The 16,386-nt window shown below is 34.6% G+C and carries 15 protein-coding genes; 10 read left to right on the top strand and 5 right to left on the bottom strand.

Annotation, left to right across the window (positions count from 1 at the left end; genetic code table 11):
- Nucleotides 1–22: 22 nt before the first annotated feature.
- Nucleotides 23–940: a T9SS type A sorting domain-containing protein gene (locus KI430_RS04230; RefSeq protein WP_248877025.1), complete on the bottom strand. Its 918-nt coding sequence runs from the start codon at nucleotides 938–940 to the stop codon at nucleotides 23–25.
- 92 nt (nucleotides 941–1,032) lie between these two features.
- Entirely contained in the window at nucleotides 1,033–1,767 is a 735-nt protein-coding gene (locus tag KI430_RS04225) for a DNA-formamidopyrimidine glycosylase family protein (RefSeq protein WP_248877024.1), read from the bottom strand.
- Nucleotides 1,768–1,840: 73 nt separating this feature from the next.
- On the opposite strand from KI430_RS04225, the gene KI430_RS04220 reads away from it, so the two are divergent.
- Entirely contained in the window at nucleotides 1,841–3,196 is a 1,356-nt protein-coding gene (locus KI430_RS04220; RefSeq protein WP_248877023.1) for a deoxyguanosinetriphosphate triphosphohydrolase, read from the top strand.
- Between the two features lie 66 nt (nucleotides 3,197–3,262).
- On the opposite strand, the gene lipB is transcribed toward KI430_RS04220, so the two are convergent.
- The 3 genes from lipB to KI430_RS04205 all read right to left on the bottom strand — a co-directional run bounded on the left by lipB (nucleotide 3,263) and on the right by KI430_RS04205 (nucleotide 6,439).
- Nucleotides 3,263–3,976 (bottom strand): lipoyl(octanoyl) transferase LipB, encoded by a 714-nt coding sequence (lipB, locus tag KI430_RS04215; protein WP_248877022.1) that lies wholly within the window; start codon nucleotides 3,974–3,976, stop codon nucleotides 3,263–3,265.
- Nucleotides 3,977–4,171: 195 nt separating this feature from the next.
- The gene (locus KI430_RS04210) at nucleotides 4,172–5,458 is read right to left on the bottom strand and encodes a T9SS type A sorting domain-containing protein (protein WP_248877021.1); all 1,287 of its coding nucleotides are present in this window, start codon (nucleotides 5,456–5,458) and stop codon (nucleotides 4,172–4,174) included.
- A 189-nt stretch (nucleotides 5,459–5,647) separates the two neighbouring features.
- Nucleotides 5,648–6,439: a T9SS type A sorting domain-containing protein gene (locus KI430_RS04205; RefSeq protein WP_248877020.1), complete on the bottom strand. Its 792-nt coding sequence runs from the start codon at nucleotides 6,437–6,439 to the stop codon at nucleotides 5,648–5,650.
- Between the two features lie 104 nt (nucleotides 6,440–6,543).
- Here KI430_RS04205 and KI430_RS04200 point away from each other — a divergent pair, with 104 nt between their 5' ends.
- The 9 genes from KI430_RS04200 to KI430_RS04160 all read left to right on the top strand — a co-directional run bounded on the left by KI430_RS04200 (nucleotide 6,544) and on the right by KI430_RS04160 (nucleotide 16,337).
- Entirely contained in the window at nucleotides 6,544–8,673 is a 2,130-nt protein-coding gene (locus KI430_RS04200; protein ID WP_248877019.1) for a TonB-dependent receptor plug domain-containing protein, read from the top strand.
- 11 nt (nucleotides 8,674–8,684) lie between these two features.
- Nucleotides 8,685–9,791 carry an HmuY family protein gene (locus KI430_RS04195; protein WP_248877018.1) on the top strand — a complete coding sequence of 369 codons (1,107 nt, stop codon included), beginning with the start codon at nucleotides 8,685–8,687 and terminating at the stop codon, nucleotides 9,789–9,791.
- Nucleotides 9,792–9,809: 18 nt separating this feature from the next.
- On the top strand, nucleotides 9,810–10,691 hold the full coding sequence (locus tag KI430_RS04190) for a hemin ABC transporter substrate-binding protein (protein ID WP_248877017.1): 882 nt from the start codon (nucleotides 9,810–9,812) through the stop codon (nucleotides 10,689–10,691).
- A 93-nt stretch (nucleotides 10,692–10,784) separates the two neighbouring features.
- The gene (locus KI430_RS04185) at nucleotides 10,785–11,825 is read left to right on the top strand and encodes a FecCD family ABC transporter permease (protein WP_410744673.1); all 1,041 of its coding nucleotides are present in this window, start codon (nucleotides 10,785–10,787) and stop codon (nucleotides 11,823–11,825) included.
- Nucleotides 11,822–12,598 (top strand): heme ABC transporter ATP-binding protein, encoded by a 777-nt coding sequence (locus KI430_RS04180; protein WP_248877015.1) that lies wholly within the window; start codon nucleotides 11,822–11,824, stop codon nucleotides 12,596–12,598. The genes KI430_RS04185 and KI430_RS04180 overlap by 4 nt, the downstream gene beginning before the upstream one ends.
- Before the next feature lie 260 nt (nucleotides 12,599–12,858).
- Nucleotides 12,859–13,503, top strand: coding sequence for a class I SAM-dependent methyltransferase (locus KI430_RS04175; RefSeq protein ID WP_248877014.1), 645 nt, complete (start codon nucleotides 12,859–12,861; stop codon nucleotides 13,501–13,503).
- 122 nt (nucleotides 13,504–13,625) lie between these two features.
- On the top strand, nucleotides 13,626–14,648 hold the full coding sequence (locus KI430_RS04170; protein ID WP_248877013.1) for a hemin-degrading factor: 1,023 nt from the start codon (nucleotides 13,626–13,628) through the stop codon (nucleotides 14,646–14,648).
- A 79-nt stretch (nucleotides 14,649–14,727) separates the two neighbouring features.
- Nucleotides 14,728–15,600: a ChaN family lipoprotein gene (locus tag KI430_RS04165; RefSeq protein WP_248877012.1), complete on the top strand. Its 873-nt coding sequence runs from the start codon at nucleotides 14,728–14,730 to the stop codon at nucleotides 15,598–15,600.
- Between the two features lie 59 nt (nucleotides 15,601–15,659).
- The gene (locus tag KI430_RS04160) at nucleotides 15,660–16,337 is read left to right on the top strand and encodes a response regulator transcription factor (RefSeq protein WP_120214331.1); all 678 of its coding nucleotides are present in this window, start codon (nucleotides 15,660–15,662) and stop codon (nucleotides 16,335–16,337) included.
- Nucleotides 16,338–16,386: the final 49 nt, after the last annotated feature.

The following is a 16,386-nucleotide window of genomic DNA, read 5'->3' as shown; positions in this document are numbered from 1 at the left end:
GCGCTGTGGCAGGATTTTCAATTTATTGTTTGATGAATTTGGAATTGTAAGTTTTGTTTTTATCTGTTTTGATATCAATCAAATAAACACCTTTTGATAGACTTTCCACATTGATTTCAGTTTGCTTAGAAACTGTTTTCAGTTTTTGTCCGGCAACATTATAGATGTTGATTTCGCTGATGCTTTCGTTATTTGAAAGATTAATTTTTAAAATATCTTTGACTGGATTTGGGTATAATTTTATGTTGCCTTTCTTCACATCATTAACCGCCATTACTTCATCATTGATTTTGATATTGTCTATGTAAGCACCACCAGAAAAATTGTCATGCAATAGATTAATTCCTGTAATATTGGTTTTGGAGAAGTTCGGTATTGTATGAACCAAAGCACCATCAACATAGAATTTGATTTCATTTTCAGAAGTGACAGATTTCAGTTTGTACCATCTGTTGGCTTCCCAGTTGAAGTTGGTACTTTCGTATTGATAATCTTCATTTTTCACAACTTCCAAAACACCTAAAGAATTAAAAGCGAAAATAGCAACAGGCATGTATTCGTCTGTGTCAACAATTCCAAAAGTTCCAAAATCAAAATTAGAAGCTTCTTTTTCTGTAATAAAAACATCCATTTCTACAGTAGTATTCTTGTAATCGTACGTATTGTCAAACAATTTTGCAGCACCAAAGATGGGGAAGAAAAGAAAGTTTTCGTCCAAGTCAACATCTATTTTTATGGACTGACTTCCTTCTGAAGCTTTTTCTGTAGTTATGACTTGATTTTTTATTGGCTCATCATCATTGTTAAGTGTAACTTCCCAACCATTTTGTCCATTGATATCTCCAGCAGTATAACCCTCTGAAGCTTCAAAAGAAATGGTTTGTTGCGCAAAAGCAAATGATGAAACTAATGATAGAATTAATAAGTATTTATTTTTCATAAACTAAATTTTGCCAATGATAAGCAAAATTAAATTCAAATCAAATCCATAAAAGCCTTTTAATTCTAAGTTTTCGCTAAAATGAATTTTATTTAGAATAATTTTTGGTCGGTTTCGCAATAGAAACTTCTCCGTTTGGACTTGCCTGTGATTTTACTTGTCAAAGGATTTCCGCATTTCGGACAATTCTTTTGGTGATGCGCTTTCCAATGTTTTTTCAAAGTGAATTCACGTTTCCATTTCAGAAAATCGAAGCTGTAATTCCTGGATTCTTTGATTAGCTCATTTATTTTTTTTGCACGAAGATGTCCAAGCAGACTTTCCGGCTGAACAGCTATCCTGAAAAGAACTTCATTCTTAATGATATTACCAACACCTGAGAAAATATCCTGATTCATCAGCGCATCACAAACCATCATTTCCGGATTAGATTTTAATTTGGATTTGACTTTTTCAGGATTCCATTGGTCACTCATTACATCAGCTTCCCAATCAATTGTTTCCAGAAAATCATTGGGTAAAAGTTTGACAGAGCAAGTAAAGAAAAGCATTTTTCCGTTTTTGAAACTCAATCCCAGACGAAGATTTTTGTCCGGTTTTGTTTGTTCGTCAATTTCATATGATCCAAACATCAAAAGATGAATTCTGATATTAATCTCGTCAAAAATCAAATAGGTTTGTTTACCATAAAGTCTGATTTCTTTCAAAGTTTTACCAACAAGAATGTCTTTGTCAATCTTTGCATTTCCGACAGCAGCAGTCACTTTTTCTCCAACAAATTTGTCGAGATCTTCTTTCATCAAAACTATGGATGGACCCTCTGGCATAACAACTTTTTTTTAGGAAAAAATCAAATATTATTCCTTTAAAAATAAAATATCCCTTATTTTTGAATCCATTATGGATTTGAATTCAATTTTTACCAATCAACGCACAGGAAATAATCCGCATACCAAAGCTTCCAGAACCGATTTTCAGAGGGATTTTGACAGAATCATTTTCTCATCGGCATTCAGAAGATTGCAGAATAAAACTCAGGTTTTTCCACTCCCAGGAAGTGTTTTTGTACATAATCGCTTGACGCATTCTTTGGAAGTTTCGTCTGTTGGTCGTAGTTTGGGAAGCGTTGTGGGAGAATTTATTCAAGATAATTATACTAATGATCTTAACGAAGAATCCAAGAGTTTTTATCTTCATAATCTTGGAAATGTTATTGCTGCAGCTTGTCTTTGTCACGATGTTGGGAATCCTGCTTTTGGACATTCCGGAGAAGATGCGATTGCCAGTTATTTTGACAGGAATGAAAGCGATTTGAAATCGAAATTCAATGAAAAGGAGTGGGCGGATCTGGTTAATTTTGAAGGAAACGCGAATGCAATTCGGGTTTTAGCACAGCAGCAACAAGGAAAAGATGCAGGCGGAATCCAACTGACTTTTGCGACTTTGGCAAGTATTGCAAAATATCCTTGTGAAGCGATTGCCAAAAAGAAAGGCTTTATCCATCGTAAAAAATTTGGGTTTTTCCAGAATGAGAAAGACATTTTCTTGGAGATTGCAAAAGGAACTGCGATGATCCAGGAAAATGAAGATCCTTATATTTTCAAGAGACATCCGTTTGTTTGGTTGGTAGAAGCGGCAGATGATATTTGTTACAATATCATCGATATGGAAGATGCGCACAGGTTGGGAATTGTTTCGACAGCAGATTGTAAAAATCTCTTTTTCGAATTGGTAAAATCTGAAACCGATGATATCAATAGAGTAGAGCAAAAATTGAATTCTATCAGTAATGAGAATGAGCAAATTTCTTATCTGAGAGCTAAGGTTATTAACGCTTTGATCAATAAATCCGTGGAGCTTTATAAAGGTAATTTCAATACAATTCTGGAAGGGAATCTGGATAAAGGTCTTTTGGATATTTATAAATCGGAAAATAAAACGCTGCAGGATATTGAAACTTTCTCTATTGAAAAAATTTATAATCACAAAGCCGTTGTGGAAATAGAAAATGCTGGTTACAACGTAATGTACGAGTTGCTAGATCATTTTATTCCATCCATTTTGAAATCTGCTGATGAAAGAAAATCTTATGATAAAAAAGCCCTGAAGCTTCTTCCAAAACAATTCTTTTATGAAGATGGGACTGATTATCAGAAAGTGCTTGGCGTAATTGATTTCGTTTCCGGAATGACGGATAATTTCGCCACCGATCTTTACAGAAAAATCAAAGGAATTGATATTGGAATGACGATGTAGGGTAATCGATAATTGATAAATAATTTATCGAAGTTTAAATTTCATCTATCAATTATCATTACTCATTTATAAAATAAGTTCACAACCAAAAACATCTGCAAAATGTTTTTTGATTTTCTGTTTTACTTCTTCGTAATCAACTTCTCGCTCTAATTCTCTTTTTAAAGAGGTGACTTGTTTATCTGTAATTCCACAAGGGATGATGTATTCGAAATAGCGCATATCGGTGTTCACATTCAGAGCAAATCCGTGGATGGTAACCCAACGCGAAGCTTTTACGCCCATTGCGCAGATTTTTCTGGCATAAGGTTTTCCCACATCCAGCCAAACGCCCGTTTCGCCATTGGAACGTTCTCCTTTCAGTCCATATTCTGCAATAGTTCGGATAATGACTTCCTCCAGATCTCGCATATAACGGTGGATGTCTGTATAAAAATTCTCCAAATCCAAAATAGGGTAGCCAACAATCTGTCCAAATCCGTGATAGGTAATATCACCACCACGATTCACTTTGATATAAGTAGCGTTGATTTCTCTCAGCTTGTTTTCATTCGCCAAAAGATTTTCTTCGTGACCACTTTTTCCAAGTGTATAAACGTGCGGATGTTCTACGAAAAGAAGATAATTATTGGTCGCTTTTTGATGGTCTGGATTTTCCCGATTAAAGATTTTAGTTTCGAGATTTTTTTTCAGTAATTCTTCCTGATAATCCCAGGATGGCTGGTAATCTTTGGTTCCCAAATCCTGAAATTCTACTTTTTTATTGATAATGGAATTCACTGTAATTGAATTATTTCTACAAATTTACTCATTATTTAAGCAAATCACAACAAACAAAAAACCACCCGAAGGTGGTCTTATAAAGAATAAAATCTGAAATCGCCACGATAAATATTTGATGACAATTACCAACGGCGAAATGGCGATTGCATAGGATTTATAAAAATCAATCAATATTTACCTATGAAATATGGCTTATTTTACAACAAGCTTTTTTGTTTCTGTCTGTCCTCCGTAAGCGATTTTTACGACATAAACTCCTGACGAAAGTTTATTAAGATCAACTTGTTGTGTAGAGAATCCAGACTGGTTTACGATAGCGGTTTCATATACTTTTTTACCAGAAAAGTCAAATACTTCGATACTTCCGTTCTTAGAAGCTGCTTCTTTCACATCAAACAAGATGTTAACTTTTTTGTCTTCTTTAGTTGGGTTTGGATAAATTCCGAATGTACCTTTTTTACCAAAATCTGCTACAGCAAGTTCTCCTGTGATATTTTTGTATTTGAAATACATATTACCTGTGGAAGCACCGCCATTGGAAGTGAAATACATTCTGTAATAGTTGCTTCCTTCTTTTACGTAGTAAACTGCATCTGTATATGATCCTGTTGTTCCTTTCCAAGAGTGACCAATAGTAGTAATCTCTTTGGAGTAAGAACCGCTTGCAGGAGCTGTGTAAGTAGAAGTAGCCTGAGTTTCGGGTCTTACGTATGCAACACTCACATTTGGTGACTGGATTGTTCCCGACATCAGATACATCATAATATTGTTATAGAAGGTCCAGTATCTCGTGAACATCAGATCCCAATTTGCTTTTGGAGGTTCGATATTATTAACTTTTGCTCCTGTTGCGAACGAGAAATAGTTGAAGAATGCATCATCTGTTCCGTTGGCAATAGTTCTGGTTTGGGTTGCATCCCAAGAGCTTCCGTTCCATTTGGCATATTTGAATGTATAACCGGCAGCGTACTCATTGATAAAGAATTTATAGTAATCTCCATTACCATATTCTAGTACGAAAACTACTTTCCCGGTAATTTTGTGTGTGGTAATGTCATAAGTTCCCCAACTGAAATTAAGTCCTCCTGATGGTAATAATGTTGCATTGTCGAAGACACCATCTTCCAAAGCTTCAGTTTTATCAGGATTATATAATGGCTCGCCCCAGTTAGCTTTATCTCCCGGAACTACAGTGTCAAACGCAGCAGGATCAGCAGAAACCTGATATACTTTCACATTATTAGCATCATTTACTCTCTCTCCGAATGCCATGCTAGAATTTCTGTAAAAAGCAATATCCCATCCTGTAGCAGGCTGTGAAATAATATTGTTAGAAGAGAAATCAAAATAAACTTGATTCTGATATTGAGCGCCCATACTTAGATTAATCGAAGTATACCCGAATTCATCTGTTTGCGATAAAACTGTTTGGCTAACAGCCAGTGTCAGCATACTTGCAAAAAATAGTTTTGTTTTCATAATTTATAAATAGATTTTCTTATTTAGAATGATTCTACAAAACTATTAATTTGTTTTTATTTAGAATTATTAAAAATTAAAATATTTGATTAAATGATAAATATCATATTGGTATAAAGCGTCTTTATAATCAACAAAAAAGCCTCTCAGAATTCTGAAAGGCTTTCAAGTTTTTATATAAGATTTTATTTATTTTTTAATAAACTTAGATCTAACTGTTTGGCCAGCATTATCTTGAATAACAATAAAATAAACACCAGATTTCAATGTAGAAATATTTAAAGTGTTGTTTGAAATTTTACCTTCAGTTGCAATCTGTCCGGCAGCAGAATAGATTTTTGCGCTAGATAGAGTGGTTGGAGAAACAAACTTCAAAGAGTTATTATCTGCAGAAACAGCCAATTTTACATTGTCTGAATTGAATGAACTTTCATTAACAGCTAAGTTAGTATCGTACTTTACATTGTCGATTTGTAAAGCTGTGTGAGCTGCGGTTGGTGTATGTCTTATAACAAGATAAGTCCCAGCAGATGCAGGTACATTAACCTTTACATTTTGAATTGTTGTAGAAGTGATTTGTATTGGATCTCCAACAGCTGTAAACGTTGTCATGTCCGCTGGATTGGTTGCTACACCAATCTGAATTGTTGTAGTACCAGGAGAAGAAGCCACCAATCCTGTATCAAAAGAAATGGCTTTATCTCCAGCAGGAGCTACAATCTGAGGTGTTATTAAGTATAATGGTTGGTTCGAGCTGCTTCCAGGATAAGCTTGGATTACCTTGTTTGTTCCATCTGCAGCTACAACTAGCATCATAGGTTGTGGCGGGAAAGGAGCTGTTGGTAAAATCGCTGACCAGCCGTTTTGAGGAAAGGTTGCATTTCCAGCTGTAAATCCGTCAAAGTTTTCATTAATAGTCGATAATTGTGCTTGTGCAACTACTGCGAAAAGTGATGCAGCTAGAAGTAGTTTTGCTTTCATAAGTCTTGTTCAGATTTTATTATTATTTAGAATTATTCTACAAAAGTACAAAATTGTTTTTAATGATTCTAAATAAAATCTTATCTTCGCAAAAATTTTTTTCAATGAAGAAGCGAACGATGAGCCTTTTATCATTAGCGATTTTGAATTTTGCATATGCACAAAAGGATACTCTTAATCAAAAAAATATTGAAGAAGTCGTCATTACTGGACAATATACTCCCCAGTCTATCAATAAATCTATTTATAAAGTAGAAATAATAGATGCAATCCAAATCAAAAATATGGCTGCTACAAATGTGGCAGATGTCCTAAACCAAAATCTAAACATTTTGATTACCCCCAATTCTAGTTCTGGAGATTCTAATGCGAATATTATGGGACTCAGCGGGGAATATACAAAGATATTGATTGATAATATTCCTGTAGTTAGCGATAAAGGAATGGGGAATTTGGTAGATCTTACAAAAATTAATGTCAATAATATAGAGCGAATAGAAATTGTAAAAGGTGCTATGGGCGTAGAATATGGTAATAATGCAATGGCAGGTGTTATCAATATTATTACTAAAAAAAATTATCAAAAAAAGCTTACTATCAATGCTTCTCTTCAAGAAGAAACTGTTGGTAAGGATTATGATTGGAAGAAGAAGGGCTATGGAAGGCATATTCAAAGCCTTAATTTAGGTTACCGAATTTCCGATTCATTCACATTAACAGCCGATATTAACCATAATGATTTTCAAGGTTTTGAAGGAACTCAAAAGGGCTATAAATTCTTTGATGAAACAACTAATGGACAGCGAGGTTATGAATGGCAACCAAAAGATCTGTTAATTGCTAATGCTGCACTCCGGTATTCTAAAAAAAATACTTCCATTTTTTATAAAGTCAATTTCTTAAATGAAAATATTGATTATTATAATCCTAAAACAGATGTATTGGCTTTTTCCGGTGGGCAGAGAACTTTTACAGCGGAAGATAGAGAGTATAACTCTACAAGATGGATCCATCAATTAAATATTTTGACAAAACTGGGATCCAGAATCAATTATAACGGAGATTTCTCATATCAAATACAGGAAAGAGATTACACTAAAAAAATATATGATGTACCAAATAGGTATGTTAGATCCGAAAGTCCAAAAAGAACCTTCTACAAGTCGGAGGTTTTATATTCAAGAGGGATGTTCAGTAATTTTTTAAATAGTGATAAAGTCAATTTTCAAATTGGATATGAGTTAGATAATACAAAAGGTTTTGCAGATTCTGAAACTTTTGAATTCAATAATAATGGTAAAAGTGTTAACCGGTCTATTTTCAATTATGCCAATTTCCTTTCCGCAGAATGGAATCCTTTAAAATGGCTTTCTTTCCGTCCTGGAGTAAGGTTAACGGTAAGTGATAAATTTGACAGGCAATATAATTATTCATTAACAACAAGGTTCTCTACCACAGATAAATCAAATATTAGATTAATATTAGGTTCTGCAAATCGTTTTCCGGTTTATGATGAGCTTTACACTTACGTTGTTGATAATAATCATGACATTAGAGGTAACGAAAATTTAAAACCTGAAACAGGTTATTCTGGTGGTGTTTCTTGGGACTTTGCAACTACTAATTCTAATTCTTGGAGAATGAACGTAGGTCTAAGTGGAATATATATGGATGTGAAAGATCGTATAGAAAGTGTGATTGTTAGTAATATTCCTTTAAAATACACTTATCTGAATGTCGATAATTATAAATCAATTATCCTGGGAGCAAGTTTAAATGCAAGAAAAGATAATTTCTCATTCAATGCTGGTGTATCAACATTAGGCGTTTCTCAACTTTTGAACACTGGTAATGCTACATCCGATGATGATTTTAATTACTATGTGGAAGCTAACGTAAGTGCTAATTATACATTGCCAAAAGCCAATACCATATTTGCATTGTACTACAAATATACAGGTAAAAGAAAACTTTATACACTAGAATCTGATGGTGCTTCTGATACTGGACATTACGTATTAGGTGATATCGGCGATTTTAATATGCTGAATTTTACTGTGAGTCAACCCTTTTTCAATAATCATTTTGAATTGAGCCTTGGAGTGAAAAATATTTTTGATGTCACCAGTATTAGAAATACTGCGCAATCTGGTGATGGTCATAATGCTGCAACAGACTTGCAGAACTTATTTTATGGCAGAAGTTATTTTGCCAGAATTAATTATAATTTTTAAAGTTTAAAGAAATGAAAAAATTATTATTCTTACTAATATCAATATCTTTCATTTTTCAATCATGTCTCAGAGATAATGAAGATCCAGTTGCCGTTTCTCCTATTATGGGTAAGATTGATAGTGCTGATGTTGGAGGGGCAAGTGAGCCAAACCAAGTCTGGTATGATCTAAGTTCGGGAGATAAAACTCTGAATAAAAGAACAGATTGGGATTTGGCTTTCTATTCTGGAGATGAGTTTAAGGTAATTATCAATTCTTCAATTATGATGGCTGCAGGCAAAATACCAAATGTCACAGATATTAATCAGGTAAAAGAATCTGATGTTGCTACACTTAAAACTAAAGTCCAGGTAGCTAATTTTGATCCGAATAATGTTACTTATATAGATGATGTTAAAGGTAATTTTCCAACTAGTTATACCGCAATTGAAGAGATTAAGGTTGTAGATTCAGACAATGCCGTGTATCTGGTCAATATGGGTAAAAATATTTACACAGGTTCTATTCCAATTGGATCAGTTACTACTGGCGGAACAGATAGAGGATGGATGAAGTTACAGATTGTTAGGAATGGAAGTTCGGCTTACAAAATCAGGTATGCAAATATTGGAGAGGCGACGTACAAAGAGTATATTATAAATAAAAATACAGATTACAATTTCAATTATTTTAGTATGACGGATAATAAAGAAGTTGTTATTCAACCTCAAAAACAAAAATGGGATCTGTGTTTCACTGTCTTTACAAATGTCATAGAAGGTGCCGGTACTTACATCTATGCAGATTTTGTGACAGATAATATTGTAGGCGGATCGGCTTCATATCAAGTGACAATTCCTACGGGTACAAACGCGTCAGATTTTTACAACAATTTTAAAGCAGCTGATATTGATATGTCGAAATTCGATCATACCGATCAAAGAGCAATTGGAGCAAATTGGAGAAATCCTGTTGGTACAAATGGATTAGAAGTTTATGGTGATAGATTTTACGTTGTAAAAGATCCTGAAGGTTTTTACTTTAAGTTAAGATTCACCAGAATGACAAAAGCAAAAAAAGACCAATATGGCGAAGCTGGTGAAAGAGGCTTTCCACAATTCGAATACAAACCACTTTAATCACACAAAAATAAACCTATGAAAAATATCAAAATAGCTGTTTTATCAGTACTTCTTTTATCAGGTTTTTCTTGCAAAAAAGAAGATTCTAAAGTTGCAAAATCAGAAGAATCCAAAACTGAAGCACCCGTTTCAAATCAAAGAATAGTAAGCATCAGCGGCGGTGTTACAGAGATTGTTGCTGCGCTTGGACACGAGAAAGAAATTGTTGGAATTGATGTGACGAGCACTTATCCGGAAAGTTTGAAATCTACGGCTGAAGAATTGGGACACGTTCGTTCGATGACGATTGAACCAATTATGAAACTCAATCCGACTTTGATTTTAGCTTCAGACAAAGATATCAATCCTGATTTGCTAGAAAAAATTAAAGCGTCAAAAATCCAAACTGAATTATTCAATCAAGAATTTTCCATCGATGGAACCAAGAAATTGATTGATCAAGTAGCGAAAGCTTTAGGTAATACAAACCAGCAGGCATTATTAGATAAAATTGATACGGATGTAAAACAAATCCAGCCAATAGCTAAAAAACCAAAAGTCCTTTTCATCTACGCAAGAGGAAATATGATGATGGTTGGCGGAAAAAATACACCAATGGCGAGCATTATAGAAATTGCAGGAGGGCAAAACGCAGCAAATGATTTCGAAGATTTCAAACCATTGACACCGGAAGCGGTTGTGCAATCTAATCCTGATGTACTACTGTTCTTCACAAGCGGACTACAAGGTTCTGGTGGAATAGAAGGCGCTCTTAAAATGCCTGGCGTTCCTCAAACTAATGCAGGTAAAAACAAAAAGGTGATTGCTCTTGACGGAGGATTATTATCTTCTTTTGGACCGAGAGTTGGAGAAGCTGCATTAAGCCTGAATAAATTACTAATTGAATCTTCGAAATAACTTTTCTTCCATTTTTGGAAACCTCAGAGAAGTTTAATAAATAACAGAATTAAGTCTTGATTCATCCATCTTGATTCTCTAAGTCTTATGAATTTGAAATCAAAAAGTCTTACATTTTACACCATCATCGGTATTATTTTATTAATACTGATGATGGTTTTAGCTTTAAATATCGGGGTTTATGACTTCAGTGGTTCCTCATCGTATGAAGTATTGTGGAAGTTTTTAACCGGTGACTCTTCTTTGTCATTAAGTGAAAAATACGTGATTTGGGAAGTCAGAACCTCTCGAATCGTAATGGCAGTTCTTATAGGAAGTATGTTAGCGGTTTCCGGAACTACGCTGCAAGGGATGTTCAAAAACCCTCTAGCAACGGGAGAATCGATTGGTTTAACTTCTGGAGCTACTTTGTTGGCAGCGATTGCAATCGTCCTCGGACATACTTTTGAACAATATCTTCCGGAAATCATCAGAAATTCCTTGGTGGGCGTTTCTGCATTTGTGGGAGCATTTTTAGCAATGGTCATCGTTTACAGGATTTCCACAAGTGCGGGAAAAACAAATGTTGTAATGATGCTGCTTTCCGGAGTTGCAATCACATCCATTGGCTTTTCTATTACCGGATTTTTGATTTACATTTCAAAAGACGAGCAGCTTAGAGACTTGACATTCTGGAATCTCGGAAGCTTAGCAGGAGCAACCTGGACAAGAAATATCATTTTGTCAATTGTCTTATTGTTTTCATACATAATCATATTGCCAAAAGGAAAATCACTTAATGCAATGTTATTAGGTGAAAAAGATGCACAACACTTGGGAGTCAATGTCGAAACTTTGAAAAAAGAAATCGTATTGATAACTTCATTAATGATAGGAACTTGTGTCGCATTTTCCGGTACAATTGGTTTTGTCGGATTAATTGTTCCATACATTTTGAGATTGTTATTCCGCTCAGATTATCATTTCATTTTGCCGTTGTCAGCGATTTGTGGAAGTATTTTGCTGTTGCTTGCGGATACAATCAGCCGAACAATCGTTGCACCTTCTGAATTACCAATAGGAATCTTAACATCGTTGATTGGAGGTCCAATTTTCATTGCGATTCTTATCAAATACAAAAACACTTTGAGATGATAAAAGGACACCAAATCAATTATCAAAGTCAGAATACCAGCATCTTGAAAAGTGTTGATATCAATGTTGGTTACGGAGAATTTCTGGCGATTGTCGGTCCAAATGGAGCAGGAAAATCCAGCCTGTTAAATGTTCTTGCCAACGAAATTAAAACCGAAAAAAAGCAAGAAATCTATTTCAAAGACAAAATCATTTATAACTGGAAACTGGAAGAATTATCAAAACATAAAGCTAAATTTTCTCAGCATAATTCTCAGGATATTCCGCTTTTGGTAAAGGATGTTGTGATGATGGGGCGTTATCCATACTTCGGTTCTCAACCGACCTTGGAAGATATAAAATCCACGGAGATTGCTATGGTGGAAACAGGGATTATTCATTTTCGGGACAGAGATTATAACTCGCTTTCCGGAGGTGAGAAGCAAAGGGTTCATTTGGCGAGAGTTCTGGCTCAGCTGGATAACGAGATTGCGCACAGGCTTTTGTTTTTGGACGAACCACTCAATAATCTGGACATCAAACACCAGCACAATACATTAGAATTAATTAAAAAATTTACTCAAAACAATAACACCGCAGTCGTTGTTTTGCACGATTTGAATTTGGCTGCAAGTTTCGCGGACAAAATCTTGTTGATGGAAAAAGGAGAAGTTTTAGCTTACGGCGCTCCGGAAGAGGTTTTTACAGAGGAAAAAATAAGCCGTGCTTACAATTTTCCGTGTACCATTTGCAAACATCCGATCAACGACAGCACAATGATTTTATTTGGATAGAAACTTTAGAATAATGAGAATGATTTGGGCAGCTATTTCCGCCTTCCGCTCCCAATCTTTTTTGCAGACCATTTCAAATTAAATAGAACTTTAAGGTTGGCAAAAAAGGATTTCCGCTCAAGTCGGGCTGCGAGAAATTCGCTGTTTAAGAAGCTACGAAGTAGCAAAATGTTGGTAGAGAATAAACAAAACTATTATCAAGGTGCCAAGCGCCGAAATGTTATCAATTAGAAAATTTGCCTCAAAAAAAAAACTAAAAAATGACAGAACAAGAACTCAAAATATTAGCACAGCAATTATCTAATCCGGAAGGAGAAACCGGAAGAGAAGTTGCGAAAATGATGAATGAAACCAATATTTCGATGACCAAAGAAAGCATCAAAGCTTTACATTTAAAGGACAACGAAAAGATTTTGGAACTCGGTCACGGCAACGCAGGACATTTGTCTTATCTTTTGGATTTTGCAGACAATATCCAATACACAGGCTTAGAAATTTCTCAAACAATGAAATCCGAAGCTGAAAACATCAATTCAAAATATCTCTCTCAAGCAGAATTTCATTTGTACGACGGAAACAAAATTCCTTTTGAAAATGAAACTTTTGATAAAGTAATGACCGTCAACACGATTTATTTCTGGGAAAATCCTGTAGAATTCTTTAATGAAATTTACAGAGTTCTAACGAAAGACGGAAGTTTTGTCCTCACATTTGCGAAGAAAGACTTTATGAAAAATCTTCCTTTTACAGCGGATTTCAAGCTTTACAATTACGAAGATGTGGAAGAACTAGTATCGCAGACCAATTTCAAAAGGATGATTTGCTCAGACAAAGAAGAGTTTATCTTTAGCAAAATTGGTGAACCTGTAAGAAGAGAATACAAGGTTTTGACAATCAAAAAGTAGGCTAGATTTTCAACTTTTTCTAAGCGATAGCGCCTTTGTGAACCTTAAAAACAGTTAGTAATAAAAAATCTTTATGCACTTTGTGTTCAAAAAAAATATAAACAATCAAAAAACAAATCAATATGAGTACATTAACAAACGATTTAAAGTCAAAATGGGAAGCTCTGAAAGCAGAAAATCCACATCTTAGAATAAGAAACGCTGCAGAACAATTAGGCGTTAGTGAAGCAGAACTTTTGACTACAAACATCGGAAATGGCGTGACGGTTCTTAAACCTGAATTCGCATCGCTTTTACAGGAAGTTGTAAAGCTTGACAAAGTAATGGCTTTAACCAGAAACGACGAATGTGTACACGAAAGAAAAGGTGTTTATTTGAATCCTGATTTCAGTAATCCTCACGGACAGGTTTTCGTAGGAGAGGACATCGATTTGAGAATCTTTATCAACTCTTGGAAATTTGGTTTTTCTGTGATTGAAGGCGATAGAAAAAGTTTCCAATTCTTTGGAAAAGATGGGTTGGCACTTCACAAAATCTACTTAACCAACAAAAGCAACGAAGCAGAATTTGATGCTTTAACAGAGAAATATAAAGCTGACGAACAGTCTTCCGACATCGTAACAGAACCAATTGCTCCAAAATCCACAGAAAAAGCAGATTCTGAAATCGATGTTGCTGGTTTTCAACAAGCTTGGAAAGATTTGAAAGACACACACGACTTCTTTATGATGACTAAAAAATTCGGGGTTAGTAGAACACAGGCTTTGAGATTAGCTCCGGAAGGATTTGCTCAAAAAATTGATAATTCTAAAGTAGTAAATGTATTGGAAGATGCTTCCGAAAAACAGATTCCAATTATGGTTTTCGTTGGAAACAGAGGAATTATTCAGATTCATACAGGAGAAGTTAAAAAGACGCTTTGGCATCAGCAGTGGTTTAATGTAATGGACCCTGATTTTAATTTGCATCTTGATACGACTAAAATTGGTGAAACCTGGATTACGAAGAAACCAACAGAAGATGGCGAAGTAACTTCGGTGGAAGTGTTCAACAAAGAAGGTGAATTTATCGTTCAATTCTTTGGAAAAAGAAAACCGGGAAATCCTGAACTTCAGGAGTGGAAAGACTTGGTTGCCGATTTATAAGTGGGAAATAATTATTATTAATCTGAAGTCGTTTTATAGTTTTAATTTACTTTAGAACGACTTTTTTATTTTGTTGTTAATGAGGAAGTTATTATTGTTTATTGCTGTAATGAGTTTAGGTAATATAAATGCACAAAATTTTGATCCATTTAAATTCTACAATAAGAAATCAAAAGAGGTTTCTTCCAAAAATTTAATCAAAGAACTAGCGGATTATGATGTTGTTTTTATCGGAGAACATCACGATAATTCTATCAATCATTGGCTGGAAAAAAGAATTACGGAAGCTCTTTTTGAAAAGAAAAACGGACAGATTACTTTAGGAGCAGAAATGTTCGAACGAGATAATCAACAAGCTTTGAATTCTTATCTCGCAGGAAAAATCGATGCTAAAAATCTGAAAGATTCGGTAAGACTTTGGAAAAATTACGAAACCGATTACAGACCTTTGGTTGATTTTGCGAAAGACAAAAAGCTTAATTTCATAGCGACGAATGTTCCAAGAAAATACGCTTCTCAAACTTCCAAAAACGGAATCAACAGTTTGAATGAATTACCAGAAGCTGAAAAGAAGTTCATTGCCAAATTACCAATAGAAGTGACTCTGGAAACGCCGGGCTACAAAGAAATGAAATCGCTAATGGGAGATCACGTTGAAGAAATGAAACTGATGAATTTCATCTCAGCCCAAGCTATAAAAGATGCAACAATGGCAGAATCTATTTTCCAAAATCTGCAATCTGGAAAGACTTTTATCCATTACAACGGCGATTATCACAGCAAACAATATGGCGGAATCTACTGGTATTTGAAAAAGAAAAACCCAAACTTAAAAATTGCAGTTATTTCAGTTTTTGAATCCGATAAACCAGATTTGTCTTTACCTGAAAAAGATTTTATTCCAACAGAGTTTAATTTGGTGATTCCGAGTGATATGACGAAGACTTATTAGAATAGTTTATTTCAGTCCAATTACTTTTTCCCATATTTGTAAAAATAAATTATCACCAAATGCAGGCATTACTTTTAGAGGACGATGCGGTTTTGTCTTCAGAAATTGCACTTTTCCTGGAATCCAAATCCATCAAAACCGATAAAGCGGAAGATGGCGAAAAGTTTCTTAATATTTTTTCTAAGAAACCTTATGATGTTTTTCTTTTAGATATCAATGTTCCCAAAATCAATGGGTTGGATATTTGTAAAACCATCAGAGAAAGCAATTCAGAAACACCGATTATCATTATTTCGGCTTATGACGGAATCGAGGAGAAGAAAGAAGCGTTTTTGAGAGCGGCGGATGATTATTTGGTAAAACCATTTTTGCTGGAAGAATTATTATTGAGAATCAATTCTCAAATGAGAAGACTGACACCAAAAACAGAAGAGAAAGAAAAAATTGTTGTAGAAGATTTGATTATTTATCCGGAAGACAGCAAAGTTTTTCGTTCAGGAGAAGAAATTAGTTTGACTGTAAAAGAATTTCAGTTGTTAGTTTTATTAGCAAGAGCCAATGGAAGGACACTTTCCAAACAATATATTTCTGACGAAGTCTGGAAAAATCAATTTCAATCCACCAACAATGCTATTGAGGTTTATATCAACTTTCTTAGAAAAAAAATCGATAAAAATTTCAAAACAAAGCTTATCCACACGAGACCAGGTTTCGGGTATTACCTAAGTCCACTGTAAGAGCTAGAGAGTTTTAGAGTTGAGAATTGCATCGAAATCAATTATAATT

The organism is Epilithonimonas zeae, from assembly GCF_023278365.1.
In the GTDB taxonomy this organism is placed as follows: domain Bacteria; phylum Bacteroidota; class Bacteroidia; order Flavobacteriales; family Weeksellaceae; genus Epilithonimonas; species Epilithonimonas zeae_A.
Note: the sequence above shows the minus strand (reverse complement) of the source record. Positions and strands in the feature narration are given on the sequence as shown.